At 67.1% G+C, this 26,688-nt stretch carries 22 protein-coding genes and 1 pseudogene; 14 read left to right on the forward strand and 9 right to left on the reverse strand.

From position 1 onward, the window contains the following. Positions 1-39: 39 nt before the first annotated feature. From ACIGFL_RS22370 to ACIGFL_RS22385, 4 genes are all read right to left on the reverse strand, one after another. Positions 40-333, reverse strand: coding sequence for a DUF202 domain-containing protein (locus tag ACIGFL_RS22370; protein ID WP_397498621.1), 294 nt, complete (start codon positions 331-333; stop codon positions 40-42). Then, positions 326-709, reverse strand: a complete 384-nt coding sequence (locus ACIGFL_RS22375; protein WP_397498622.1) for a YidH family protein — start codon at positions 707-709, stop codon at positions 326-328. Before ACIGFL_RS22375 ends, ACIGFL_RS22370 begins: the two co-directional genes overlap by 8 nt. A 265-nt stretch (positions 710-974) precedes the next feature. Continuing rightward, a complete protein-coding gene (locus ACIGFL_RS22380) occupies positions 975-2,345 on the reverse strand; it encodes a DUF1329 domain-containing protein (protein WP_397498623.1) in 1,371 nt (456 codons plus the stop codon). A 12-nt stretch (positions 2,346-2,357) separates the two neighbouring features. After that, entirely contained in the window at positions 2,358-4,139 is a 1,782-nt protein-coding gene (locus tag ACIGFL_RS22385) for a DUF1302 domain-containing protein (protein ID WP_397498624.1), read from the reverse strand. A gap of 287 nt (positions 4,140-4,426) precedes the next feature. Here ACIGFL_RS22385 and ACIGFL_RS22390 point away from each other — a divergent pair, with 287 nt between their 5' ends. Continuing rightward, positions 4,427-5,398: a LysR family transcriptional regulator gene (locus tag ACIGFL_RS22390; protein ID WP_021442727.1), complete on the forward strand. Its 972-nt coding sequence runs from the start codon at positions 4,427-4,429 to the stop codon at positions 5,396-5,398. On the opposite strand, the gene ACIGFL_RS22395 is transcribed toward ACIGFL_RS22390, so the two are convergent. From ACIGFL_RS22395 to ACIGFL_RS22410, 4 genes are all read right to left on the reverse strand, one after another. Beyond that, positions 5,362-6,663, reverse strand: coding sequence for an MFS transporter (locus ACIGFL_RS22395; RefSeq protein WP_021442726.1), 1,302 nt, complete (start codon positions 6,661-6,663; stop codon positions 5,362-5,364). The genes ACIGFL_RS22390 and ACIGFL_RS22395 overlap by 37 nt on opposite strands. A 73-nt stretch (positions 6,664-6,736) precedes the next feature. Beyond that, positions 6,737-7,900 (reverse strand): acyl-CoA dehydrogenase family protein, encoded by a 1,164-nt coding sequence (locus tag ACIGFL_RS22400; RefSeq protein WP_397498625.1) that lies wholly within the window; start codon positions 7,898-7,900, stop codon positions 6,737-6,739. A gap of 14 nt (positions 7,901-7,914) precedes the next feature. Further along, positions 7,915-9,462: an AMP-binding protein gene (locus ACIGFL_RS22405; protein WP_397498626.1), complete on the reverse strand. Its 1,548-nt coding sequence runs from the start codon at positions 9,460-9,462 to the stop codon at positions 7,915-7,917. A gap of 421 nt (positions 9,463-9,883) precedes the next feature. After that, positions 9,884-11,068 (reverse strand): acetyl-CoA C-acyltransferase, encoded by a 1,185-nt coding sequence (locus ACIGFL_RS22410; RefSeq protein ID WP_397498627.1) that lies wholly within the window; start codon positions 11,066-11,068, stop codon positions 9,884-9,886. A 479-nt stretch (positions 11,069-11,547) separates the two neighbouring features. Between ACIGFL_RS22410 and ACIGFL_RS22415 the strand changes: the two genes are divergently transcribed. The 12 genes and pseudogenes from ACIGFL_RS22415 (at position 11,548) to galU (ending at position 24,739) form a co-directional block, all read left to right on the forward strand. Beyond that, the gene (locus tag ACIGFL_RS22415) at positions 11,548-12,477 is read left to right on the forward strand and encodes a LysR substrate-binding domain-containing protein (protein WP_031303220.1); all 930 of its coding nucleotides are present in this window, start codon (positions 11,548-11,550) and stop codon (positions 12,475-12,477) included. A 269-nt stretch (positions 12,478-12,746) separates the two neighbouring features. Next, entirely contained in the window at positions 12,747-13,937 is a 1,191-nt protein-coding gene (locus ACIGFL_RS22420; RefSeq protein WP_031303219.1) for an aromatic ring-hydroxylating dioxygenase subunit alpha, read from the forward strand. Positions 13,938-13,947: 10 nt separating this feature from the next. Further along, the gene (locus ACIGFL_RS22425) at positions 13,948-15,393 is read left to right on the forward strand and encodes an aldehyde dehydrogenase family protein (protein WP_397498628.1); all 1,446 of its coding nucleotides are present in this window, start codon (positions 13,948-13,950) and stop codon (positions 15,391-15,393) included. 5 nt (positions 15,394-15,398) lie between these two features. After that, positions 15,399-15,563 (forward strand): annotated as a pseudogene (locus ACIGFL_RS22430) (rubredoxin); the annotation flags it as partial. Beyond that, a complete protein-coding gene (locus ACIGFL_RS22435; RefSeq protein ID WP_256218099.1) occupies positions 15,552-16,802 on the forward strand; it encodes an FAD-dependent oxidoreductase in 1,251 nt (416 codons plus the stop codon). The pseudogene ACIGFL_RS22430 and the gene ACIGFL_RS22435, both read left to right, overlap by 12 nt. Before the next feature lie 10 nt (positions 16,803-16,812). Continuing rightward, positions 16,813-18,141: an NAD(P)/FAD-dependent oxidoreductase gene (locus ACIGFL_RS22440; RefSeq protein WP_397498629.1), complete on the forward strand. Its 1,329-nt coding sequence runs from the start codon at positions 16,813-16,815 to the stop codon at positions 18,139-18,141. Next, the gene (locus tag ACIGFL_RS22445) at positions 18,138-18,509 is read left to right on the forward strand and encodes an ethanolamine utilization protein EutQ (RefSeq protein WP_021442126.1); all 372 of its coding nucleotides are present in this window, start codon (positions 18,138-18,140) and stop codon (positions 18,507-18,509) included. The genes ACIGFL_RS22440 and ACIGFL_RS22445 overlap by 4 nt, the downstream gene beginning before the upstream one ends. A gap of 91 nt (positions 18,510-18,600) precedes the next feature. Next, on the forward strand, positions 18,601-19,878 hold the full coding sequence (locus tag ACIGFL_RS22450) for an MFS transporter (protein ID WP_256217931.1): 1,278 nt from the start codon (positions 18,601-18,603) through the stop codon (positions 19,876-19,878). Between the two features lie 268 nt (positions 19,879-20,146). Next, complete coding sequence (locus ACIGFL_RS22455) at positions 20,147-21,700, forward strand: BCCT family transporter (protein ID WP_031302648.1); 1,554 nt, start codon at positions 20,147-20,149, stop codon at positions 21,698-21,700. A gap of 372 nt (positions 21,701-22,072) precedes the next feature. Further along, positions 22,073-22,396, forward strand: a complete 324-nt coding sequence (locus tag ACIGFL_RS22460; RefSeq protein WP_021442129.1) for a hypothetical protein — start codon at positions 22,073-22,075, stop codon at positions 22,394-22,396. Between the two features lie 102 nt (positions 22,397-22,498). After that, positions 22,499-23,860 carry a UDP-glucose/GDP-mannose dehydrogenase family protein gene (locus ACIGFL_RS22465; RefSeq protein ID WP_122107878.1) on the forward strand — a complete coding sequence of 454 codons (1,362 nt, stop codon included), beginning with the start codon at positions 22,499-22,501 and terminating at the stop codon, positions 23,858-23,860. A 39-nt stretch (positions 23,861-23,899) separates the two neighbouring features. After that, positions 23,900-24,739: a UTP--glucose-1-phosphate uridylyltransferase GalU gene (gene galU, locus ACIGFL_RS22470; RefSeq protein ID WP_397498630.1), complete on the forward strand. Its 840-nt coding sequence runs from the start codon at positions 23,900-23,902 to the stop codon at positions 24,737-24,739. 87 nt (positions 24,740-24,826) lie between these two features. On the opposite strand, the gene ACIGFL_RS22475 is transcribed toward galU, so the two are convergent. Continuing rightward, positions 24,827-25,249, reverse strand: a complete 423-nt coding sequence (locus ACIGFL_RS22475) for a VOC family protein (RefSeq protein ID WP_397498631.1) — start codon at positions 25,247-25,249, stop codon at positions 24,827-24,829. Between the two features lie 76 nt (positions 25,250-25,325). Here ACIGFL_RS22475 and gorA point away from each other — a divergent pair, with 76 nt between their 5' ends. After that, positions 25,326-26,684: a glutathione-disulfide reductase gene (gorA, locus tag ACIGFL_RS22480; protein WP_397498632.1), complete on the forward strand. Its 1,359-nt coding sequence runs from the start codon at positions 25,326-25,328 to the stop codon at positions 26,682-26,684. Positions 26,685-26,688: the final 4 nt, after the last annotated feature.

A 26,688-nucleotide genomic window follows, 5' to 3' on the forward strand; every position in this document is an offset into this window, starting at 1 on the left:
CTGCACGCGGCGCCCCGTCAGGGGCGTCGCGCCCGCCTTTCAGCGGCCTGCCAGGGCCGCTTCTATCGCCAGCACGCACAGGCTCACCTGCACCAGGCCGATGCCCAGCACCATGGCGATCCTGGCCCGGCCGCGTTCCGCGTCGAGCATCGCCAGGCTGTGGCGATAGCGCCTGCGCTGCCCGGCCCAGAGCACCAGGGCGCTGGCCAGCGCCAGCAGCATCAGCGCCGGCTGTGCGCCGCGCAGCGCCAGGCAGGCGACCACCAGCAGCGACAGTTGGGTACGGCGCCAGGCCAGCTCGGTGCGTTCGGCCTGCAGCCCCGCATCAGCCATGCCCGTGCCACCCGAACAGTACCAGCAGCAACAACGCCGCCAGGCCGCCGCCGATCGCCAGCACCGGCACCAGAACGGGCAGGGGCAGGGCGCTGCGGTGGCGCAGGGCACGCTCCACCGCCAGCCAGCGCAGGCAGGCGCCGAGGCTCAGCAGCAGGCTCAGCGCCAGCAGGCTGAGGGTGATCGACAGCCGCAACCAGGGCGCGAAGGCCTGACCGGCGAAGGTCTCCACGGCGATGCCGCCGCCGAGCAGGGCCAGCGCGGTACGGGCCCAGGCCAGGAAGGTGCGTTCGTTGGCCAGGGTGAAACGGGGGTCGGGCTCTTCGCCGCCGAGCAGGGCTTGCGTCAGGGGTTTGCGCAAAGGAGGAGGGGTCATGGGGCACCGGAAAGATCGGAGGCAGATTGCACGGCGAGGAGCGGAGCAAGGCGCCTGTAGGCGCGAATTTATCGGCTGTGCCTGCGTTAAGTGTCGGCAAAGTCCCGTGGGCTTTAGCCCACCAGTGGTAGTCCGCGTGGGCTAAAGCGGATCGCCGCCCGGCCCAGCCTACAAGGCTGCCCATCGCGCCTTACGCGGATGAACCTCGGGCGGCCGCCACAAAAAAAACCGCCGACCCACAACGGGCCGGCAGTCGGCTAAAGCATCAGCGCAGGCCCTTGCTGCGCAGGGCGCCCGGCGAGTAGTCGGAGGCGCTGGCACGGTAGCTGAAGTCGAACGGCTGGCGCTGTTCGTTGACCAGGCCCGAGGCCAGATAGCGGCCGTTGTTGAGGTCGTAGGTCACTTCCATGGCGTTGACCGCGGCTTGGCCGGTCGGGTGGTAGAAGCTGTGCGCCTCGCCGATGCGCCAGAGCTCGCCGCGGTTGTCGTAGTGATCGGCGGCGAGGATCGCCCAGGTGTCCTCGTCGATGAAGTAATGGCGCTTGCTGTAGATATGGCGCATGCCCGGCTTGAGGGTGGCGACCACCTCCCAGACCCGATGCAGCTCGTAGCGGGTGGCCTCGGGGGCGACGTGGCCGGGCTGGATCAGCGCCTCGTAGCTGCGCTCGGGCGAGGCCAGGCGGTAGCTGTTGTAGGGCACGTAGAGGGTCTTCTTGCCGACCAGCTGCCAGTCGTAGCGGTCGGGCGCGCCGTTGAACATGTCGCGGCCGTCGGCGGTGCGCAGGCCGGCGGTGGTCGGCCCGGCGCTGTCGTAGGCCACGCTCGGCGCGCGCCGCACGCGGCGCTGGCCGGCGCTGTAGACCCAGGACAGACGCGGCTCGGCGACCTGGTCGAGGGTCTCGTGCACCAGCACCACCTCGCCGACCATGCGCGCCGGCGCGGTGAGCTTGTGGCTGTAGTAGTAGAGGATGTTGCGCGCCTTGTCGGGCGCCTGGCCCTGCACCGCCTCGCCACGGGTGAAGTACTGCTGGGTGGTCATGACGGTGTAGGCGCCGTCCTTCTGCGGCGCGGCACTGTCGGTGATCAGGCTGAAGCTGGGGTTGCGGTTGCGCGTGAGGTGGTTCCACAGCACTTCCAGGCCGTTCTGCGGAATGGGGAAGGCCACCACGCCGGCGAAACCGTCCACGCCGTTGCCGCCATTGCTCAGCTTGGCGTTGACCGCGTTGCGCGCGGCCGCCTGGGCCACGGACTCGGAGACCGCCACGCTGCGGTGGCTGGGGTAGACCGGCAGCCGGTAGCTGTCCGGAAAGCGCCGGAGCAGGGCGATCTGGCCGGGACTGAGGTGCTCCTGGTGCTGGGTGTAGTTGCTCGCATCGATGGTCAGCAGCGGCTGCTCATCGGCGAACGGATCGGCCGGTATGCCGTTGGCCAGCAGCCTCAGGTTGGCCTTGGCCAGGCCGCCGTCCCAGGCGGGGATGCGCCCGTCGGCGCTGGCGGCGCGCTCGGCGCCGATGGGGGTCAGGGTGGTTTGCAGCTGCGCCGCTTGTTCGGCGGTTACGGCTGCCAGGGCCGAGCCGGCCTGCAGCAGGGTGCAGAGCAGGGCGCCGCCGCGCAGCAGGGTTTTGGTGTGGTTCATCAGGGACTCCGCTTAGAAATTGACGCCCAGGCTGATCGAGACGAAGTCGCGATCGCCGCGGGTGCCGTAGTCGCCGTCGATATAGTCGGTGTACGCCAGGCTGGCGTTGTAGGTGTTGTTCAGCGTGGCATCGAGGCCGAGGCTGATGGCCTTGGAGCCTTCGCTGAAGGCCGAGCCTTCGCCGGGGCCGTTGCCGTCGACGTCGTGCTGCCACGACAGGCTGGGGCGCAGGTCGATGCCGGCGATGGCGTTGGCATAGCTCCAGGTGGCGCGCAGCCGGTAGCCCCAGGAGAAGGAGGTGAGGAAACCTTGGTCGTTGCAGTGCTCGGGCGTCTTCGAGATGGACGCGCAGGCGCCGCTGGCGAGGATGCCGTTGCCGAAGGTGCCGTTGCGCCCGTAGCGCGGGCCGAACTTGCCTTCCAGGCCGCCGACCCAGGTGCCGCCGACCTCGCCGACCAGCACCAGCTGATCGGCGCCCATCACCTGGCTGAAGGAATGGGGGGCGGTGGCCTGGGCCTGGGTCACCTCCTTGCGCAGGTAGCCGTTGAACAGGCTGTCGGCCTGCGCCGGGCGGATGCCTTCGGCGACCAGCGGCGAACGCGCGGCGTCGTTGAGCAGCGACTGGATGACGTCGGTGCCGTTGAACTGGATCGGCATGTTCGGCCGGTAGCTGACCTCGCCCTGCAGCGCCGTGCCGGTACGCAGGTTGGTGGAGAAGGTCAGGCCGTACAGGCGGATGTCCTCGGGGTACTGCACCACGTACTGCGAGGTGCCCAGGCGCAGGGCGTTGTCCAGCGCGTTGCCGAATACCGGGCTGTTGTAGTACGGACTGCTGATGGTGCCCAGATAGGGCAGGCGGCTGTGGTAGTTGGCCAGGTAAGCGCCGAACTCGGTATCCAGCTCGGCGGCGAACCAGCGCAGCGACAGGCCCCACTGGCCGCCGTTGCGGGCGTCCTGGTCCTGGCCGCGGGGGATGCGGATGCCCTCGTCGGTGAGGTTGACGCCGAACGGCGTCAGCGCCGCCACCGCCGCCGGAATGCCGGTCAGCACGCTGCCGACGTCGAGGCCATCGCAGCCGTCGGCCATGAAGTCGTTGCTGGAGAAGAAGGTGCCGCAGTTGTCGAGCTGGGTCTGCTCCCAGTCCAGCTGGTAGAAGAAGTCGCCGGAGAGCGCGTCGCTGAGGTTCTGCGACAGGTAGAACATGTTCACCGGCACCAGGCCTTCCTTGACCTCGGCGCCCGGCCGGCGCAGCGCCGACAGGTTGTAGGGGTTGACCGTGTTGAGCCCGCCCTGGATGAAGGTGCTCTCGCCCCAGTTCACCACCTGCTTGCCCAGGCGGGCCGAGCCGGGCTGATCGGCGACGGCGTAGTTGTAGTAGACGAAGGCGTCGAGCAGCTCGGCGCCGGCCGATTTCGCCGAGCGTTTGCGGTTGTTGTCGACCACGTCCTTGAACGGCTGCTCGCGGTCGCGCAGCACGTAGTCATACCAGTAGCTGCCGCGCAGGAAGGCGCCGAAGTCGCCATGGCGCAGCTCCAGGTCGTGGGTGCCCTTGAAGATGCCGGAGAAGGCGTCGCCTGCGCCGAAATTTCGCCGACCGTCGTCGCCGCTGGCACTCTGCATCAGCTTCGGGTCGGGATTGGCGGTGGCGATGCTGGTGCCGATCGACAGCGAAGAATCCAGCTGGGCTTCGAGTTCGCCAAACTGGAAGTTCGCCGCGGCGGCCGAGCCGATCAGGCAGCTCAACGGCAACAGCAGATAAGGGGGCTTGATAAAGCCCGATGCTTTGCATCTCATCACTCATTATCCTCTTTGTTGTCGAGTGAATAGTTAAGTTGTGGGTGCGCTGTCGATAAGTTGGTCCGGACAATATTCGGGGTGAACGTTTAATTCGTCTGGCGATATAGGGCAGGCCGCGAATTAATTGTCCCGATGGAAAAACTTAATGTTTCGCGCGGTAACTCTGGGTAGTGCCTACTCCCTGGATGGCGGTGTTTCGGCGATACTAGGGGCGCCTGAAAAAGCCGACAAATAGTGTCTTCGGATAGTTGCCATAACGCTTCGGCATAGCCAGAGAGAACCGCATGACCCTCAAGCAGCTCCGCTACCTGATCGCCATTGCCGAGGCCGGCAGCTTCTCCGCCGCCGCACGCCGCGCCTATATCGCCCAGCCGGCCCTGAGCCGGCAGATCGGCCTGCTGGAGAGCGAGCTGGAGATGCAGCTGCTGGAGCGCCAGCACGACGGCGTGGCGTTGACCGACGCCGGGCGCCGGCTCTACGAGGTGGCCCGCTCGGTGGTGCAGAAACTCGATTCGGTGAAGGACGAGCTGGCGTCGACCCGCGGCGACCCCAGGGGCCACGTGTCCATCTCGATTCCGGCCACGGTCTCGGCGCTGCTGCTGCCGGAGATCATCCGCCGGGCCTCGGACAAGTTCCCCGGCATCAGCCTGACCATCTGCGACGGCCTGACCCGCGAAGGCGGCCAGTCCATCGAGCTGGGCAAGGTGGATTTCGGCGTGGTGCCCAACGCCGAGGAGCTGGAGCACGTGATCGCCGAGCCGATCTTCACCGAGGACCTGTACTGGGTTGGGCCGGGCTCGAGCGCCGAGAGCGGCACGCCGATCAGCCTGGCCGAGGCCGGCGCCACGCGCCTGGTGATGGCGCCGCGGGCCCTGCACCTGCGCCGGCGTATCGAGCAGGCGGCGATGGAGGCGGGGGTGACGCTCAACGTGGTCTACGAGCAGCAATCCGCGCCGGGGATCGCCAGCCTGGTGCGCCATGGGCTGGCGGCGACCATCTGCAACTGGCCGCCGCTGGAGGAATTGTTCGAGTCCACCGCGGCGCGGCTGATCGTCGAGCCGCGCATCACCCGCACCGTGTCCATCGCCTACTCGGTGCACAAGCCGCTGTCTTTCGCGGCCTCGTGCATGCGCGATCTGGTGCGCGGGCTGCTGCTCGATGCGGTGGGCGACGGCCGCTGGCGCGGCAGCCTGATCGAGCGCAGCCCGGAGGAGTCGGATCAGGCCCGCGAACAGGCGCCGGACACCGCTTCCTGAGCCAGCAGGCGCTGGCGCGAGCGCTGCGGGTTCATGCTCACCAGGCCGATCAGGCCCGCCACCACCAGCACGCCGCCGCACACCAGAAAGCCCTGGGCATAGCCCAGCGGATGCGCGGCGCCGGCGCCCTGTACCAGCATGCCGGTGATCACCGGCGCCGACAGGCCGGCCAGCGAGGCCACCGCGTTGCCGATGGCGAGGATGCCGCCGCGCTGGCTGCTGGGGGTGAACTCGCCGAGCATGGCCGGGCCCACCGAGTACATCACCAGCGCCAGGCCGCCGCTCAGGGTCAGGCAGGCGACGCGGGTGGCGACCGACAGCTCGGTGAGGATCAGCGAGGCCGACAGCAGGCCGCTGGCGATCAGGCACACCGAGACGAAGGCGCCGCGCGCCACCCGCGAGGAGTAGCCGCTGCGCAGCAGGCGCTGCGACAGCCAGGCCATGAACAGGCTGAGCGGGGTGGTCACCACCACGAACATGACGAAGATGTGCCCGGTTTTCAGCGGGTCGATGCCCAGGCCGATCTCCAGGTAGCTGGGCACCCAGGTCAGGGTCAGCGCCAGCGACCAGTTGGCGGCGAAGTGGCAGAGGTAGTTGCCCAGCACGCTGCCGTCGCTGAGCAGGCGGCGGTAGGGTAGGCGTTCGCCATCCGGCGCCAGCTGGCCGGCCCGCAGGCTATCGAGGCTGCCTTCGCGGCCGAAACGCAGCCACAGCACGCACCAGACCGCGCCGATGGCGGCCAGCACGGCGAAGTTGACCCGCCAGCCGTAGTTCAGGCTGATCCAGGGAATCATCGCGCCGGCCACCAGCAGGCCCATGGCGCTGCCGGAATGGAGCAGGGCCACCGGCAGACTGCGGCGGTCGTTGGGGAACCACTTGTACAGCGCGTGGGTGGCCACCGGCGAGGCGGGGCCTTCGCCGATGCCGAGCAGCACGCGGCAGGCGACGATCATCCACAACGAGCTGGCGAACAGCATCGGCAGCTGGATCAGCGACCAGAACAGGCCCATGCCCAGCAGCAGGGTGCGGGTCGGCCGGCGGTTGGCGAGAAAACCGCCGATCACCGCGGAGATGGCGAAGAACCAGTGCAGGGCGCCGCCGATCAGGCCGAACTCGGTCGGGGTCAGGCCCAGTTCCTGGGTCATGGGCACGGCCACCAGGCCGATCACCACCTTGTCGAGGAAGTTGACCAGCATCATGAAGGCCAGCAGGAAGGCGATGGTCCAGGCGGTGCGAGGGTGGAAGGCAGGGGCGTCGCGAGTCATGGGGGTAATCTCTGATCTTGTTGTTATGGAAAAAGGCCCGTCCCGCGTGGGGGGCGGGCCTGTCCTGCCGCCCTTAGCCGGGCATCAGGATGCCCTTGGCAATGGTATTGCGCTGGATTTCGCTGGTGCCGGTGAGTACCCGCATCATACGCGTGGCACGGAACAGCCACTCGACCGGATGGCCCTTGATCAGCCCGGCGCCGCCGTGGACCTGCACCGCCTTGTCGGCGATGCGGAAGGCGGTTTCCGAGGCGAACAGCTTGCACATCGGCGCCTGCAGCTTGATGTCGCCGCCGGCGTCGTTCAGCGCGGCGGTGGCGTACATCATGCTGCGCGCGGCGTACAGCTCGGTGGCCATGTCGGCGAGCTGGTGGTTGATGGCCTGGAACATGGCGATCGGCTGGCCGAACTGCTTGCGCGTGCGGGCATGTTCGAGCGACAGGTTCAGCGCCAGGCCGGCCATGCCGAGCATGGTCGGGCAATGCAGCAGGCGGTTGAGGGTGATGCGGCCCATGGCCAGCTTGAAGCCTGCGCCTTCCTCGCCGATGCGGTTGTCCACCGGCACCCGTACGTTGTCCAGGTAGATGTTGCCGTGGGCGCCGCCACCGGACATCACCGAATAGTCGCTGTCGATGCTCACGCCCTCGGCGTGCAGGTCGACGAAGAAGGCCGAGATGCCCTGGGCACCGCGGCCGGGCTCGGTCACCGCGAGCAGCACGGCGAGGTCGGCATAGGGCGCGCCGGAGATGTAGCGCTTGGCGCCGTTGAGCACATAGTGCTCGCCGTCGCGGCGCGCGGTGGTGCCGATGGCGCTGGCATCGGAGCCGGCCTCGGCCTCGGTGAGGGCGAAGCACACGGCCTTGTCCGCCGCACACACCGGGCGCAGGAAGGCGTCGACCTGGTGGGCGCTGGCCACCTTGAACAGGTGGCCGATGCGCGGTGGCCCGGACAGCTCGCCGAGCACGTGCGCGGCCAGCGGCGAGCCGCTGAGCGCCGCCGCCTCCTTCACCGCGCACAGTTCGGCGACACTGAGCCCGGCGCCGCCGAGGCTTTCCGGCAGCATGGCGTTGTAGAAACCCAGTTCGCATGAACGCTTCCACAGGTCGCGCAGCAGCGGCCTGGGCACCGGTTCGCCCCAGAGGATGCCCTCGCGTTGCGCCAGCGGGGCGACCTCGTCGCGGATAAAGGCCTTGAGCCCGTCGATCAGTTGGCTGGCCTTGGCGCTTGGTTCGATCATGTTGAACTCTCCCATCAGATGCGGCGGTCGGTGTTTTGCCAGTAGGCTTCGCGGATCAGGCGGCGCACCACCTTGCCGTTGGGGTTCTTCGGCAGCTCCTGGACGAAGTCCACCGCGCGCGGTTTCTTGAAGCTGGCCAGGCTGCGGCCGCAATGCTCGATGATGGCCTCGGCGCTCAGGCTCGCGCCCGGCTTGAGCACCACCACGGCGCGCACCGCCTCGCCCCATTGCTCGTCGGGCACGCCGACCACCGCCGCCTCGAACACCTGCGGCAGGCTGTAGAGCACCTGTTCCACTTCGGTGGGGTAGATGTTGAAGCCGCCGGAAATGATCATTTCCTTCTTGCGGTCGACGATGAACAGGTAACCGCGCGCGTCCACCGTGGCCAGGTCGCCGGTGAGGTAGTAGCCGTCGCGCATCACCTCGGCGGTGAGCTCCGGCGCCTGCCAGTAGCCCTGCATGATGTCCGGGCCCTTGACCACGATCTCGCCGATTTCGCCGGGCTTCACGTCCTCGAAGTTGTCGTTGACCACCCGCAGGTCGGTCTCGAAATAGCAGCGGCCGCAGGAGGCCAGGCGGCTGAAGTCGCCGTCCTCGATCAGGTGGTCCTGCTCGGTCAGCACGGTGACCAGCGAGCAGGTCTCGCCGGCGCCATAACCCTGGGCGAGGATCGGCCCGAACACCGCGATGGCGCGCTTGACCAGCGCCGGCGCCATGGGTGCGGCGCCGTACATCACCAGGCGCAGACTGGACAGGTCGAAGCGCTCGACCTCGGGGAAGTTGACCAGGCGATTGATCATCGCCGGCACCAGGAACAGCCGGGTCACCCGTTCGCGCTCGATGGTCTCCAGCAGCAGGCGGTCTTCGTAGCGCTCCAGCAGTAGGTTGCAGGCACCGACCGCCAGCAGCGGCATGATCTGCATGCCGCTGGCGTGGGTGATCGGCCCGACATGGGCCATCACGTCGCCCGGTGCGGCGCGGCGGGTGGGGCTGGCGATGCTCTTGCGGATCAGCGCCTTGCGGTTGCCGAAGGTCAGCATGGCGGCCTTGAGCACCCCGGAGCTGCCGGAGGTGTAATGCAGCACGGCCAGGGCGTCGTCGGCCGGGTCACTGTGCACCGGCGCCTCGCTGCCGCGTTCCAGCAGCCTGGAATAGGCGATATCGCCGGCCTCGTCGTCGAGCGAGACGATCCAGCGCAGCCTTGGGAGCTCTCCACGGCGGGCGTGCAAGGCGGCGGCGAAGCGCCCCTCGACTATGGCCGCCTGGCTGTGCGAGTCGTTGAGGATCTGCACGATCTCATCCAGGGACAGGCGGGCGTTGACCGGCACCTTGACCATGGCGGTCTTGTACAGGGCGATTTCCGCCTCGACCAGTTCGACCCGGTTCAGCGCCAATATGGCCAGATGCGCACCGGGCTGCAGGCCGAGCTCGAACAAGCCCGAGGCCAACCTGTTGGTGCGAAGTTCCAGTTGCGCGAAGTTGATGCGCTGTTTGTTATCGACGAGTGCCTCATGGTCTGGCCAATAAAGTGCACTGCGGTTGATGATTTTTCCGAGGTTCAATTTGTTGTTCTCATCGGCTGGACAATGTTCGCCGATGCTAGCCAGGCAAGTTCGTCGATAACTAATACAAGAGTTCGATGCAGCCCATATCGTTATTGGATGGCGACAGATATAACGCCAACCGGCGCTAACTTACCGTGCGGCAAGAGTGTCCGGGGACGTGCTGAAAATGCCCTGTACCGTCACTCCCGCGACGACGGGAGCCCAGCTACCAGGCCGGTTGTGGATCAGGTCAGCGCAAGCGCTGTTCAGCGATAAAGCTGCGCTCCCGCCTGCGCGGGAATGACGACTATTTCAGCGGAGGGGCCGGCCGATGCATTGGCCCTGCATCGGCGGCCAAGCGGCCGCTCGTAGGCTGCGCCGCGCGCACCAACGGCTGGTGCGCACGGTTTCGGCCGGGCTGGATGGGGTATGAACGGCGTTACAGCACTTCGAACAGACCGGCCGCGCCCATGCCGCCGCCCACGCACATGGTCACCACGACGAACTTCACGCCGCGGCGCTTGCCCTCCAGCAGTGCGTGGCCGACCATGCGCGCGCCGCTCATGCCGTAAGGGTGGCCGATGGCGATGGCGCCGCCGTTGACGTTGAGCTTGCTCGGGTCGATGCCGAGTCGTTCGGCGCAGTACAGCACCTGGCAGGCGAAGGCTTCGTTGAGTTCCCACAGGCCGATGTCGTCGACCCTCAGGCCATGCTGCCTGAGTAGCTTGGGCACGGCGAACACCGGGCCGATGCCCATTTCCTCCGGCGCCAGGCCGGCCACGGCGATGCCGCGATAGAGGCCGAGCGGGGCGACGTCGTGGCGGGCGGCCAGGCTGCCGCTCACCAGCACGCAGGCGCTGGCGCCATCGGACAGCTGGCTGGCGTTGCCGGCGGTGACGCAGCCGCCGTCGACCACCGGCTTGAGCCGACTCAGATCCTCCAGCTGGGTCTGCGGGCGATTGCCTTCGTCCAGGCTCAGGGTCACTTCCTCGTAGCTGACTTCGCCGCTCGCCTTGTCCACCAGCTTCTTGCGCGCCGTCACCGGCACTATCTCCTCGGCGAACAGGCCGGCCGCCTGGGCCGCGGCGGTGCGCCGCTGCGATTCGAGGGCATAGGCATCCTGCGCCTCGCGGCTGATGCCGTAGCGCTTGGCCACTCGTTCGGCGGTGTGCAGCATGGGCATGTAGGCGTGCTCGGCGTGGCGGGTGACATTGGCGTCGGCATCCGCGGCGGCCCATTGCATATGCGGGTTCTGCACCAGGCTGATCTGCTCCTGGCCGGCGCCCAGGGCGATCTGCATGCCGTCGACCATGATCTGCTTGGCGGCGATGGACACGGCCATCAGGCCGGAGGCGCACTGGCGGTCGATGGTCTGCCCGCTGACCGTCAGCGGCAGCCCGGCGGCCAGCAGGGACAGGCGCGCCAGGTTGGTGGAGGCGCTACCGCCCTGCATCGCCGTGCCCATCACCACATCGTCGATAGCCGCCGGGTCGATCCCCGCGCGCTGCACGGCCGCCTGGATGGCGATGGCGCTCATGCTGGGCGCTTTGAGGTCGTTGAATGCGCCGCGAAAGGCCTTGGCTATCGGCGTGCGCGCGGTGGAAAGGATTACGGCATCTTGCATGGTCAACTCCTGGCTGATCGCTGGCGTCGCGGAGGGAAATGGAGGCGAGACCGCCAAGCGGGCCGGCCCTGAAGGCCGGACAGCGGGGCCGGCGAGCTACACCGCCTGGCCGATGTCGCTGAGCCCGGCTCATCGCACCCTAGTGACCCGGCGACTATTTGAGAAATGACATGTCGTGATGCCAGGTATTCGCTCGCTGAATTGATGCGCCGGCTTGATCCGCCCAGCTCAACGGCCGGCAGGCTTCTCGCAGCGCTCGCGGACGCGCTGTCAGGCGGCCCCGAAGCACTGCTGGATAATTTGCAGGATGGCCGCCTGATTACGACTTATCGCTTCTATTTAACTGATTTTTAGCGGCCATTTTCCCAGTCAGGGTGATCGGCGCTACTGACGCCGCGACCAGCACAATTTGAATGCCGGCGGCAGGCCGGAGCTATAGACTCCTGCCAAACAACAACAACGCCTGCGTGAACGCCTGCATGAAAATTCAACCTCTACCGCCCCTGAATAGCCTGGTGGCATTCGAGTCCGCCGCCCGGCATCTGAGCTTTACCCTGGCCGCCAAAGAGCTGAACGTCACCCAGGGGGCGATCAGTCGACAGGTGCGCCTGCTTGAGGATTACCTCGGCAAGACCCTGTTCGAGCGCACCACCCGCGAGATCAACCTCAGCCCCACCGGCAGCCAGTACTACGAAACGGTGCGCGAGGCCTTGCTGCAGCTGGCCCACGCCACGGGCGAAATCCGTCACTGGCGCGGCGCCCAGCAGGTGACGGTGGTCACCAGCACGGCGATGGCGTCGCTCTGGCTGTTGCCCAGGGTCGCTGAGTTCCAGCGCGACAACGAGGAGGTCGATCTGCGCATCATCGCCTACGACCATGTCAGGGACTTTTCCCGGCTCGATTGCGACCTGGCGCTCTATTACTGCCGCACGCCGCCGAAGAACATGCAGGTGACGTCGCTGTTCGCCGAGGAGGTGTTCCCGGTGTGCAGCCCGGGCTATCTCGCCAAGCATCCGGAGCTCACCGGGCTGGCGCAGTTGGCCGCCGGCACCTGGCTGTGGCTGGAAGACCCGCAGCGCGACTGGATCAGCTGGCCGGAATGGTTTCAGCGACTGGGCCACAAGGCACGGAACCCCAGGCACAGGATCAACATCAACAGCTACTCGATGCTGATCCAGTCGGCGCTGAGCGGGCAGGGCATTGCGCTGGCCTGGTCGAACCTGGTCGACAATCACCTGCAGACCGGCGCGCTGGTGCGGCCCATCGAGGACGTGCTGCGCACCGAGGCGCAATTCTGCCTGCTCGAGCCGCTTGGTCGCGGCAGCAGCCGGCAGAGCGTCAAGCGTTTTCGCAGCTGGCTGATGGAGCAGGTAGCCGGCCAGGCGAACGGCGAAGCAAGCCCCCCCTGAAGCGACGCGGCCGCTTAGGTCGCGCGATAGCCTACGCCCGCTCGTCGGGCCATGCTTTGTCATAAACCGCTTATCTTCACGCATGGGGAGCTACCGTCCCGTGCTGCCTGCGGCCGCTCTGCATTGACGCATTAATGAGTAATAGTCATAAATGCGGCGGTAAAAAATCGTTTGTCGAACAATCCCCCGCTTTCCGAAACTGGCCGCCAACGGACAAGGCCAGCGCGCCTGCCGATCACCACCACCGTGCCTTGCAGGGGATAACAACAATGACTCAAGCCACTTCTCAGCAGATCCCAGTGCATCAGCTGGAAACCGTTCTCGCGCCGATCCACGAGGCCACCGGCCTGTCCAACGCGTTCTACACCGATCAGAAGCTGTTCGAGCTCGAGCGCGACCAGATCATGGGCAAGACCTGGGCCTGCGTCGGTTTTGCCAGCGACCTGAGCCAGAACGGCTCGGTCAAGCCGGTCGACTTCATGGGCCTGCCGCTGCTGCTGATGCGCAACCGCGACGGCCTGGTACAGGTGTTCCACAACGTCTGCAGCCACCGCGGCATGAAGCTGGTGGAGGAAGAGGGCACTGTGCAGGGCGTGATCCGCTGCCCCTACCACTCCTGGACCTACGACCTCAACGGCGGCCTCAAGGGCACCCCGCACGTCGGCGGCATCGACAAGCACAAGGACGAGCGCTTCGCCTGCGAAAAGCACGGCCTCAAGGCCATCCGCAGCGCCATCTGGATGGACATGGTGTTCGTCAACCTGTCCGGCGACGCGCAGCCGCTGGAAGAGATGCTGGCGCCGCTGACCGCGCGCTGGAGCCAGTTCCTCGGCGACGACGGCATGGGCCTGATGCGCCGCCGCGCCAACATGGACGCCACCACCCTGGACATCGCCTGCAACTGGAAACTGGCAGTGGAGAACTACTGCGAGGCGTACCACCTGCCGTGGGTGCACCCGAGTCTGAACAGCTACTCGCGCCTGGAGGATCACTACAACATCCTGTTCGACGAGCAGTTCGCCGGCCAGGGCAGCTACGCGTACAACCTCTCCGACGTCGCCGGCACCCACCTGCCGCAGTTCCCCAGCTGGCCGCAGGATCGCCTGCGCAACGCCGAGTACGTGGCCTTCTTCCCCAACGTGCTGCTCGGTATCCAGGCCGACCACGCCTTCGCCATGCAGCTGGAACCGGTCGCACCGGGGCGCACCATCGAGCACCTGCGCCTGTTCTACGTCGGCGACGAGGCGCTGGGCGACGAATACGCCGCCTGCCGCAACGCCATCCTGGAGTCGTGGAAGGTGGTGTTCGCCGAGGACATCGCCTCGGTCGAAGGCATGCAGAAGGGCCGTCACTCGCCCGGCTACGGCGGCGGCGCGTTCTCCCCGGAGATGGACATCCCGACTCACTACTTCCACCAGTGGGCCGCGCGCAAGCTGCTGGCCATCGCCCAGAACGCCTGAGGAGCTCGCCATGTTTCCGATTGCCGAACACTGGCTGAACTACATCGACGGTGAATGGGTGGACAGTGCCCAGCACCTGCAGGTGAGCAATCCCGGTACCGCCGAGCCGGTGGCGACCATCGCCCAGGCCTCGCGTGAGGACGCCGAGCACGCCCTGCTGGCGGCGCGGCGTTGCGTCGACAGCGGTGAGCTGACCCGCGCCCGCCCGGCGCAGCGGGTGACCTGGCTGCTGCGCGCCGCCGCCGAGATTCGCGCGGTGGCCGAGGAGGGGGCCTGGGTGCTGTGCCAGGAAAACGGCAAGAGCCTCAACGATGCCCGCGACGAGTTCATCGAAGCCGCTCGCTACTTCGAGTACTACGCCGGCATGGCCGACAAGATCGAGGGCACCTCGATCCCGCTGGGCAACGGCTACATGGACTTCACCCTCTACGACCCCATGGGCGTGTCGGCGCAGATCGTGCCGTGGAACTTCCCGGTGTCCATCTGCGCCCGCTCCCTGGCACCCGCTTTGGCTGCCGGCAACGCAGTGGTGATCAAGTCGCCGGAGCTGTCGCCGCTGGGCCTGTGCGTGCTGCTGCGTGCCATCGCCCGCGCCGGCCTGCCCAGGGGCGCGGTCAACCTGATCTGCGGCCGCGGCCGCGAGGTCGGGGCGCATCTGGTGAGCAGCGCCAAGGTCGACCAGATCGTCTTCACCGGCTCGGTGCCCACTGGCCAGACCATCCTGCGCGATGCCGCCGAGAATGCGATTCCCAGCGTCATGGAGCTGGGCGGCAAGTCGGCGGCCATCGCCTTCGCCGACGTCGACCGCCAGCAGCTGCTGGCCAGCGTCAAGGGCGGCATCTTCTTCAATGCCGGCCAGGTCTGCTCGGCCATGTCGCGCCTGCTGGTGCAGCGCGAGATCTACGAAGAGATCGTCGCCGCCGTGGTCGAGCTGGCCGAAGGGCTGTCCGTCGGCCTCGGCCAGGACAACCCGGACCTCACCCCGGTGGTCAGCGCCGCACAACTGGCCAGCATCGAAAGCCTGTGCCGGCGCGCCGTCGACGCGGGCGCAGTGGCGGCCACCGGTGGCGAGGCTTTCAGCGACAGGGCCGGGCACTTTATGCGCCCGACCGTGTTCCGCGATGTGCGCCCCGAGATGTGTATCGCCCGGGAAGAGGTGTTCGGCCCGGTCCTGGCGATCATCCCCTTCGACAGCGAGGAGCAGGCCATCGAGATCGCCAACGGCACCGACTTCGGTCTGGTCGCCGGCGTCTTCACCCAGGACATCAGCCGCGCCATGCGCTGCGTGCGGCGCCTGCGGGCCGGCCAGGTATTCGTCAACGAGTGGTATGCCGGCGGCATCGAAACGCCGTTCGGCGGTGTGGGGCTGTCCGGTTTCGGCCGCGAGAAGGGCCAGGAAGCGCTGTATAGCTACGTACGTACCAAGAACGTCGCCATTCGCGTGGCGGGGGAGTGAACGACATGTTCAAGACCTGGCTCTGTGTGGTCTGCGGCCTGATCTATGACGAGGCCCTGGGCTGGCCGGACGACGGCATTGTCGCCGGCACCCGTTGGGAAGATGTGCCGGCGGACTGGAAGTGCCCGGAGTGCAAGGTCGGCAAGGAAGATTTCGAGATGCTCGACATCAGCCCGGTAGTCGCCGCGGCAGCGACCCCCTCGACGCCCTTGCCGGTGCCCCCGGCGGCGCCCGCACAACCTGCGGCTGGCGTGCGTCAGCCCATCGTCATCATCGGCAGCGGTTATGCCGGCTATGGCCTGGCCCAGGCGTTGCGCCGCGCCGATGCCGAGGTTGAAATCCGCGTGCTAACCCAGGAGTCCGGGCACCTGTACTCCAAACCGGCGCTGTCCATCGGCCTGGCTCAGGGCAAGAGCGCCGAGGCGCTGGCCGGCGAGTCGGCCCTGGCCATCGAGAGGCGCCTGAAGATTCGCGTCTACCCGCATTGCAGGGTCGAGCGCATCGACACCACGGAGCGACGCCTGCACACCACTATCGGCGAGATGGAGTACGGCCAGCTGGTGCTGGCCAGCGGCGCGGCGCCGATTCGCTTGCCCATCGAAGGGGCCAGCGACGCGCTGCTCAGCGTCAACAACCTGCACGACTATCGCAGCTTCCGCGAGCGCCTGGTCGGCGTGCGCCGCGTCGCCATCCTCGGCGACGGCCTGATCGGCTGCGAGTTCGCCAATGACCTGGCGGCCAGCGGCTTCGAGGTCAGCGTTATCGGCCTCGGTAAATGGCCGATGGAGCGCCTGTTGCCGGCCGAGGCCGGCCGGCAGCTGCAGACCGCGCTGGCGGAGCTGGGCGTGCAGTGGCACCTGCAGAACACTCTGCAGCGCATAGACGCACTGGAGCAGGGCTACCGCCTGACCCTGGCCGATGGCGAGGGCCTGGACGCCGATCTGGTGCTCTCCGCCGTCGGCCTGCGGCCCAACCTGGGCCTGGCCGAAAGCGCCGGGCTCGCCGTGGGTCGCGGCATCCGGGTCGATGCCCGCCTGCAGTGCTCGCAAGCGGGGATCTACGCCCTGGGCGACTGCATCGAGATCGACGGCCAGCTGCTGCCCTACCTGGCGCCGATCAACCAGGGCATCGCCGCCCTGAGCAAGACCCTGCTCGGCCAGCCAACCACGGTCAGCTACCCGCTGATGCCGGTGACGGTGAAGACCCCGGCCGCACCGCTGTGCCTGCTGCCGCCGGCCGTCGGCGTAGCCGGCGAATGGCGTTGCACGGCGACCGCCGATGGCCTCAGCGCCGGCTACTACGACACCGCCGGCACCCTGTGCGGCTTCGTCCTGCTCGGCCGGCAAGCCCAAGCGCAGCGCAACAGCTGGCTGCAATCCTGTCAGAACGCACAACGGGCCGTGGCCTGAGGGCGCAAGCATGAACAAGAGCATCAATCTGCCCCACGACGACGCCAGCTGCGGCTGGTACGCCGCGCTGCCCGCCGCCGAGCCCGCCACACGCCTGCAGGGCGAGCAGCGTGCCGACTACGCGGTGATCGGCGCCGGTTTCGCCGGCCTGGCCGCCGCCCGGCGCCTGGCCGAGCACCATCCCGAGGCGCGCATCCTGCTGGTCGATGCCCAGCGCGTCGGCTACGGCGCCTCGGGGCGCAACTCCGGCTTCGTCATCGACCTGCCGCACAAGTTCGCCCTGGAACACCCTGATCCGGCGCACAAGCAGCGCCTGCTCGGCCTCAACCGCGCCGCCATCGCCCAGTTGCAGGGGCTGATCCAGCGTCACGGGATCGACTGCCAGTGGTCCCACGCCGGCAAGTACCAGGGCGCGGTGGGGCCGCGCGGCGTGGCCTATCTGCAGCATTTCGAGCGCCTGATGCAGGATCTCGGCGAGCCCTTCGCGTGGGTCGAGCGCGGCGAACTGGCCAAGGTCCTGGGCAGTCAGCACTACAGCGGGGCGATCTACACCCCGGGGTGCTATCTGATGCAGCCGGCGGCGCTGGTCGGCGGCCTGGGTCGCTCGCTGCCCGGCAATGTCGAGCTGCTCGAGGAGTCACCGATCCAGCGCCTGCAGCGCGATGGCCAGGGCGGCTGGATTCTCCACGGCAGCACCGGCAGCATCCGCACCCCGCGGCTGCTGCTGGGCACCAGCATCTTCACCCAGGAGTTCGGCTACCTGCGCAACCGCCTGCTGCCGGTGATGACCTTCGCCAGCTGGACCCGGCCGCTGAGTGACGCCGAACTGGCCGTTTATGGCGGCCAGCTCGACTGGGGGCTGACCCCGGCCGATCACGCCGGCACCACGGTGCGCATGACCCAGGACCGCCGCCTGATCATCCGCAACACCTACAAGCACGTGCCCAAGTACGGCAAGAGCACCAGCGACGCCATGCGCGAGTCGGTGCGCAATGACCATCGCAAGGCTTTCCTAGCGCGCTTCCCGCAGCTGGCCGAGGTGCCGTTCAGCCACACCTGGGGCGGCGTCTACGCCATTTCACGCAACTTCACCAACTTCTTCGGCGAGCTGGAGCCAGGCGTGTTCGCCTCGGCCTGCGACAACGGCGTCGGCGCGGCCTGGGGCACCATCTCCGGCACTCTGCTGGCCGACCTGGCGGTGGGCGCCGATTCGGCGCAGCTGCGCGACATCCAGGCGGTCACCGGCATGCCGTCGCTGAACCCGCCGGAACCCTTCCTCGGCCTCGGCGTGCGCTCGCGCATTCGCCTGGCGGCCTGGAACAGTCGGAGCGAGCTATGAGCCAGGTCGTTTCCGACAAAGGCCCGGTGCTGCTGGTCGATCACCATGACCTGGACTTCATCCCGCGCGGCGGCCCGCCCGGCGCCGCCTTCGTGGCGCGGGCGATCGGCAACGAGGTCTCGCCGCACATCGGCATAGGTTTCGCCCGCTGGGAGGGTGCCGAGGTGGCCTGGACCCTGCTGTACGACGAGGTGATCTTCGTCATCCAGGGCTGCTTTGAACTCAAGGCCAACGGCCAGCTGTACCGGGTCGGGCCGGGCCAGCTGCTGTGGATTCCCGAGGGCACCGAGCTGGTCTACGGCGGGCATGCGCTGTTCGGTTACGTGGTCCATCCGGGCGACTGGAAGCAGCGCCACGGTCTGGCCTAGCCAGGGGAGCGTTGCAGATGGTCCCGCTTTGCTGCGCGCCCGGCTCAGGCGCAGTTGTTATCCGTGAAAAAGGGGTGAGCAATTGCTCGGACTGACCCAGGCGTTCGCTGCACTGTATCTGGCCAGTCTGCTGATGCAGCTCGGCTCGACCCTGCTGATGACCTATCTGGCGCTGCGCTTGACCGCCGGCGGTGTCGCCGATTTCTGGGGCGGCGCGCTGATGGCGGCCAATGCCCTGGGCATGGTGGTCGGCGGCAAGGTCGGCCAGGTGCTGATCGGTCGCGTCGGCCATATCCGCACCTACGTGGCCTGCTCCGGCATCATCTGCGCGGCGGTGCTGACCCACGCCTTCAGTGAAGGATTGCCCCTCTGGCTGTTGCTGCGCCTGCTGGTCGGCGTGGCGATGATGTGTCAGCTGATGGTGGTGGAGAGCTGGCTCAACGACTGCGCACAGAGCGATCAGCGCGGTAAGGTGCTGGGCATCTACATGGTCTCGGCCTACGTCGGCATGATGCTCGGCCAGCTGGCGCTGAGTATCGACGGCGACCTGGGCCTGCACGCGCTGCTCGGCGTGGTCATCGCCTTCGCCCTGAGCCAGGTGCCGATGGCGCTGACCCGTAGCACGCACCCGGCCATACCGAGTGCGGAACCGGTCGATCTGCGGCTGTTCCTGCAGCGGGTGCCGCAGTCGCTGATCACCGTGCTGGTATCGGGCATGATCAATGGCGGCTTCTATGGATTGTCGTCGATCTACGCCAGCCGGCAGGGCCTGGGCACGGTCGAAGTGGGGCAGTTCATGGCCCTGGCGATCGCTGCCGGCCTGCTCGCGCAACTGCCGCTCGGCTGGCTGTCGGACCGACTGCCGCGGGCCAGCCTGATTCGCGCGGTGGCGGCGTTGCTGATGCTTACCTGCCTGCCGCTGGCGTTCTATCAGGGGTTGTCGTTCGGTGTGCTGCTGTTGTTCAGCGCCTGCATCGGCTTTCTGCAGTTCTGCCTGTATCCACTGGGCGTCGCCTTGGCCAACGACAACATGGAGCCACGCCTGCGGGTTTCGCTGGCGGGGCTATTGCTGGCCACCTTCGGCGTCGGCGCCTGTATCGGCCCGCTGCTGGCCGGTGCGCTGATGGGGCATTTCGGCGCCTCCAGCCTCTATCTGTTCTTCGCCGTCAGCGCCGCCGTGCTGGCGCTGGCGGTGGGGCAGGGGCGCATGACTGGCGAGCACCTGCAGGACGATGCGCCGTTGCATCATCAGGCCACCCCCAACGGCATCGCCTGTGCGACTCTGGCGGCGGTGATCGAGCCGCCCGGTGCAGGGCCGCTGACGCCTGCGCCCGATCTGACAGGCGACCCCGGCCACTCCGGTCCATGAGCCATCGAGTCTCATAGCGAAGCGGCGCGGACGCGGCCATGCCGGCAACGGAGCCGCTGGCGTCGGACTCTCCCGGCGTTAAGGGCAGGCGCCGCGCACGCCCGGATTAATGACCAAAACTCATAAGTCGCGGAGTTTAAATGGTTTGTCGAGGACATACCCCTGACTGACCATTGAGCATCTGCAGAACGTCCAGAACCAGGAACCTCGGTGCCTGGGTTGGGTTCGGTAGAACAACTTATTACAAGAACAATATCGAGGTGCGTGCATGAAGCCTATAGCTGCGCAAGGCCTGGTCAGTCGAGAGTTCAATATTCGAGTGCTGGGCCTGAACTTCCATCGGGTTATCTTTCCAGTCTCGTTCTCAATAGTCCTGCTGCTGGTTCTGCTGGCGCTGAGTAACCCGGTGCTCTTCGGCCAGACACTGGAGAGCGTCAAGGGCTGGATTCTCAAGAACTGCGACTGGTTCATCATCATCATGGGCAACCTGGCCGTGCTGTTTTGCGCGGGCCTGGCGCTCTCGCCCCTGGGCAAGGTGCGCCTGGGCGGGCGCGAGGCCAAGCCGGAGTTCAGCACGCTGTCCTGGTTCTCCATGATGTTCGCTGCCGGCATGGGTGTCGGCCTGCTGTACTGGGGCGTGGCCGAACCCGTGGCGCAGTACACCGCCTGGTGGAAGACGCCGCTGGATGTCACGGCCAACACGCCGGAGGCGCAGCACGCGGCGATGGGCGCCACCCTGTTTCACTGGGGGTTCCACCCTTGGGCCATCTATCTGACCAGCGCCCTGGTGGTCGGCTACTTCTCCTACAACAAGGGCCTGCCGCTGTCGCTGAGCTCCGGCCTGCAGCCCTTGATCGGCAAGGCGCACAAGGGGCTGCCGGGGCAGTTGGTCGATGTGTTCACCGTGGTGCTGACCGTCTTCGGCCTGGCCACTTCGCTGGGCCTCGGCGCCATGCAGGCCACCGCCGGCATTTCCCATGTGCTGGGCGTGCCCAACAACTTCACCTTCCAGCTGCTGTTTATCGCTACCGTGACCGGCATCGCCGCGATTTCCCTGTGGCGCGGGCTGGATGCCGGGGTCAAGCTGCTGAGCAATATCAACATGCTACTGGCCCTGGGGCTGTTCCTGCTGGTGGTGGTCGGTATCGGCGTGCTGGAGTTCTTCTTCGGCGCCCTGACGGCCGCGCTGGATTACGGCCGCTTCTTCCTGCCGCTGAGCAACTGGGTCGAACGCCCGGATCAGGACTGGTTCCAGGGCTGGACGGTGTTCTACTGGGCCTGGTGGTGCACCTGGGGCCCGCTGGTTGGCATCTTCGTCGCGCGCGTGTCCAAAGGCCGCACCCTGCGGCAGATGGTGGGCATGGTGATGCTGGCACCGACCCTGGTCGCCGTGCTCTGGTTCGCCGCCTTCGGCGGCGGCGCCATCGCCCAGGTCGTCGACGGCAGCGGGGCGCTGGCGGCGGGCCTGACCGACGTCAACATGGCCATCTTCCAGTTCCTCGAAGTGCTGCCGCTGGGCGGTCTTGCCTCGCTGCTGGTCGTGGCCTTGCTGGTTATTTTCATGGTCACCTCGGTCGACTCCGGCGCCCTGGTGGTCGATAACCTCGCCGCCGGCGGAGATCCCGATACCCTGCCGCTGCAGCGGGTGCTCTGGCTGGTGATGATTGCCCTGGTCACCGTCACCCTGTTCGTGGTCGGCGGCGACACCGCGCTCAAGGGCATTCAGGCCGGCGCAGTGGCGATGGGCTTGCCGTTCATGGCCTTGATGCTGCTGATGATGGTCGGCCTGGTCAAAGGCCTGATCCAGGACTGCCGCAGCTGAACCACGGGCTACCCACGCCGCCCGACGCGCTGCCCGCTGGCAGTCGTTGGGCGGCGTTGTTGCAGTTGGCGAAAAGCAGGGCAGCCCTCTAACGCCGCCGACCGCCACTCGGCCATCCACCCTCAAATCCCTGCGCGAAGTCGCCATTGCCGGCGGCTTGGTGACCTCCTCGCATTTTCAGCGGCGCTTGCGCGAGATGTTCGACATCGTCCCGGGGCAGTTTCGCAAACGTACGAATTCCCAGGAGAGCGGCGGGGGGCAGCGAGCCGGCGTAAAAGCAACGAACAAGCCGCGAGCAAATAGCCTGGCGCCGCTGTCTGAGAGGTATCCGGTGCCTCCGCCGTCGCGGAGGAGGTTGATTGGCGAGGTTGCATGATGCTCTGTCGGTTCATTTCGCGCGGTGTTCTGCCGTTCTGCTGGGCGGCGCTATTGGCCAGCCAGGCCAGTGCCGAACACCGTCACGATGGTCATGACAAATGGGAAAACCGCTACCGGGACGGGCCGTGCCGCGTCAAAGAGGAGTTCGACCGGGGCGATTACCTGCTGGAAATCAAATGCCCGGACGGCCACGGGCGAAGCTGGCCGCGCGGCGAATGGAAGGAGGAGTTCCGCGACGGTGCCTGCCGGGTGAAGATCGACGCCAAGCGCGACGAGTACAAGAAAGAGGTGAAATGCAAGGAGTGGGATGACGACTGAGGGACGACCTTGCGCCGACTGTCATGGCCCGGTCACCTGACGGTCATACCGCTGCCACCGCCATCCGCTGCAATCGCTGCAACCCGTCGAGAGGATGCAGCGATGCAGATATGCGTAATTGGGGCTGGCTACGTTGGGCTGGTGACGGCGACCTGCTTTGCCGAGATGGGCAACCGGGTGATCTGCGTCGAGCGCGATCCCCTGCGGGTGGCGCGGCTCGCCCGCGGCGAGGTGCCGATCTACGAGCCCGGCCTCGAGGCGATGCTCAAGGCGCAACTGGCCAGCGGCCAACTCAGTTTCACCGCACAGCTCAAGGCCGGCATTCGCCGCGCCGAGGTGGTCTTCATCGCTGTGGGCACGCCCAGCGGCGAGGACGGTTCGGCCGATCTGTCCCATGTGCTGGCGGTGGCGGATGAGCTGGGCGAACAACTCGAGCACGGCTGCCTGGTGGTGGACAAGTCCACCGTGCCGGTGGGCACCGCCGAGCGCGTCGCCCAGCGCATCAACGCCGCCCTGGCGCGGCGTGGTCTGCGTGCCCGGGTCATGCTGGCGAGCAACCCGGAGTTTCTCAAGGAGGGTTCGGCGGTCGAGGACTTCATGCGCCCCGACCGGGTCATAGTCGGCTGCGACGACGAGCGCGGCCGGGAGCTGCTGCGCCGACTCTACGCGCCGTTCCTGCGCAACCACGACCGCCTGCTGTGCATGGGCGTGCGCGCCGCGGAGTTCAGCAAGTACGCGGCCAATGCCTTCCTCGCCACCAAGATTTCCTTCATCAACGAGATGGCCGGCATCTGCGCGCGCCTGGGGGTGGACATCGAGGAGGTGCGCCGCGGCATCGGCAGCGACAAGCGCATCGGCACCCACTTCATCTACGCCGGTTGCGGCTACGGCGGCTCCTGCTTTCCCAAGGACGTGCGCGCGCTGATCCGCACCGCCGAGCTGGAGGGTTTCGAACCGGGCATCCTGCGGGCGGTGGAGGCGCGCAATGCGCTGCAGAAGACCCTGCTGTTCCAGGCGCTGCGCGAGCACTTCAACGGCCATCTGCAGGGCAGGGTGGTGGCGCTCTGGGGGCTGGCGTTCAAACCCGGCACCGACGATCTGCGCGAGGCGCCCAGCCTGGTGCTGCTCGACGCGCTGCTGACGGCGGGCGCACGGGTACAGGCCTGCGATCCGGTGGCGACCCCGGCGCTGGCGTCGCGCTACGCCGAGTACCTGGCCAAGGGCCAGTTGCTGCTCAGCGATTCGCCCTATGTGGTCAGCGAGGGCGCCGACGCCCTGGTGCTGGTGACCGAGTGGAAGCAGTTCCGCCAGCCGGACTTTCTGCGCATCCGCGCCGCGATGCGCATGCCGGTGCTGTTCGACGGGCGCAATATCTACGATGCGGCGCAGCTCGCCGAGCTGGGTTTCCTCTATCGCGGCATCGGCCGGCCGGCGCTGGGCAGTTGTAAGGCCAGCGCAGCTTGATAGACTGGCGGCGCATTCCACACGCCATCTGGGAGTCCCATGATCAAGAAATGCCTGTTCCCCGCCGCCGGTTACGGCACCCGCTTCTTGCCCGCGACCAAGGCCATGCCCAAGGAAATGTTGCCGGTGGTGAACAAGCCGCTGATCCAGTACGGCGTCGAAGAGGCTCTGTCCGCTGGCCTCACCGAGATCGCCATGGTCACCGGCCGCGGCAAGCGCGCGCTGGAGGACCATTTCGACGTCAGCTACGAGCTGGAGCACCAGATCCGCGACACCGACAAGGAAAAGTACCTGGTCGGCATCCGCCGCCTGATCGACGACTGCAGCTTCGCCTACACCCGCCAGGTGGAGATGAAGGGCCTGGGGCACGCCATCCTCTGCGGCCAGCCGCTGATCGGTGACGAACCCTTCGCCGTGGTGCTGGCCGACGACCTGTGCCTGAACCTGGAAGGCGACAGCGTGCTGACCCAGATGGTCAAGCTGTACAAGCAATTCCGCTGCTCCATCGTCGCCATCCAGGAGGTGCCGCGGGACGAGACCCACAAGTACGGGGTGATCGCCGGCGAGATGATCCGCGACGACATCTACCGGGTCAGCAACATGGTGGAGAAGCCCAAGCCCGAGGACGCGCCGTCGAACCTGGCGATCATCGGCCGCTACATCCTCACCCCGGACATCTTCGATCTGATCCGCGACACCCCGCCGGGCAAGGGCGGCGAGATTCAGATCACCGACGCGCTGATGCGCCAGGCCCAGCAGGGCTGCGTGATGGCGTACAAGTTCAAGGGCCAGCGCTTCGACTGCGGCAGCGCCGAAGGCTATATCGAGGCGACCAACTTCTGCTTCGAGAACCTGTACAAGACCGGCAAGGCCTACTGAGCTTCGGCGACCGGGGCCCCCGTAGGATGTGCCGTGCCACCAGGCCTGCGCAACACAGGACGCCACCTTCGGGTGGCGTCTTGCGTTTCAGGGGATGGGCATCCGCTCCGACCCCGGCCCCAGCGGCTGGCCGTAGCTGAACTCCACGTAGTTGCCGGCCGGGTCGCGCAGGCCGCAGTAGTAGCCGACCGGGTAGGGCTCGTCGCGTGGCGGCCAGATCAGGCAGCCGTCTTCCTCGGCCATGGCCGCGACGCGGTCGACCTCCTCGCGGCTGGCCAGGGCGAAGCCGAAATGGCTGTAGTCGTCGCTGGCCAGCCGGCGATCCTGGCCGCCGGGCATGATGACGAAGATGAACTGATGCTCCTTGCCCGGCTCGGCCATCCAGACGATGCGCGTGCCCTTGCCGGGGCGCTGGTGGATCACCTGCATGGCGCAGTAGCGTTGGTAGAAGGCGATGCAGGCGTCCAGGTCGGGCACGTGCAGCGCCAGGTGGGTCAGGGTCGGACGCATGGCGGCTTTCCTCCTTGGCAGTCAGCTTAGTCTTTGCCTTTCCGGTATGCTGGCGTCCTGTCCAAGGAGGCCGCAGATGAGTTACGACTTCGACCTGTTCGTTATCGGCGCCGGTTCCGGCGGCGTCCGCGCGGCGCGCTTCGCCGCCGGTTTTGGGGCCCGCGTGGCCGTGGCCGAGAGCCGCTACCTGGGCGGCACCTGCGTCAACGTCGGCTGCGTGCCGAAAAAGCTGCTGGTCTACGGCGCGCATTTTTCCGAAGATTTCGAGCAGGCCGGCGGTTTCGGCTGGTCGCTGGGCGAGGCGAACTTCGACTGGGCGACCCTGATCGCCAACAAGAACCGCGAGATCCAGCGCCTCAACGGCATCTACCGCAACCTGCTGGAGAGTAGCGGGGTGAGCCTGTTCGAAGGTCACGCGCGGATTCTCGACGCCCATAGCGTCGAGGTGAACGGTCAGCGCCACAGCGCCGAACGCATCCTCATCGCCACCGGCGGCTGGCCGCAGATCCCCGACATTCCCGGGCGCGAGCATGCCATCAGCTCCAACGAGGCGTTCTTCCTGGAAACCCTGCCCAAGCGCGTGCTGGTGGTGGGCGGCGGCTATATCGCCGTGGAATTTGCCTCGATCTTCCATGGCCTGGGCGCCCAGGTCACCCAGCTGTACCGCGGCGATCTGTTCCTGCGCGGCTTCGACGGCGCGGTGCGTCGGCACCTGAAGGAGGAGCTGAGCAAGAAAGGTATCGACCTGCAGTTCAACGCCGACATCGAGCGTATCGAACGGCAAACCGATGGCAGCCTCAACGCCACCCTCAAGGACGGCCGCGTGCTGCAGGCCGACTGCGTGTTCTACGCCACCGGCCGCCGGCCGATGCTGGACAACCTGGGCCTGGAAAACGTCGAGGTGAAGCTGGACGAGCGCGGCCATATCGAAGTGGACGAGCAGTTCCAGACCAGTACACCGTCGATCCTCGCCATCGGTGACGTGATCGGCCGCGTACAGCTGACCCCGGTGGCGCTGGCCGAAGGCATGGCCGTGGCGCGCCGCCTGTTCAAGCCGGAGCAGTACCGCCCGCTGGACTACCGGATGATCCCCACCGCGGTGTTCAGCCTGCCGAATATCGGCACCGTCGGCCTGAGCGAGGAACAGGCGGTCGAAGCGGGGCACCGCGTGCAGATTTTCGAGAGCCGCTTCCGACCGATGAAGCTGACCCTCACCGAATGCCAGGAGCGCACCCTGATGAAGCTGGTGGTCGATGCCGACAGCGACCGCGTGCTGGGCTGCCACATGGTCGGCCCGGAGGCGGGCGAGATCGTCCAGGGCCTGGCCATCGCGCTCAAGGCTGGTGCCACCAAGCAGGTGTTCGACGAAACCATCGGCGTGCACCCGAGCGCCGCCGAAGAGTTCGTCACTTTGCGTACGCCAGTCAGTCGCTGAGGCG

This window comes from Pseudomonas sp. NPDC077649, assembly GCF_044542855.1.
Taxonomy (GTDB): domain Bacteria; phylum Pseudomonadota; class Gammaproteobacteria; order Pseudomonadales; family Pseudomonadaceae; genus Aquipseudomonas.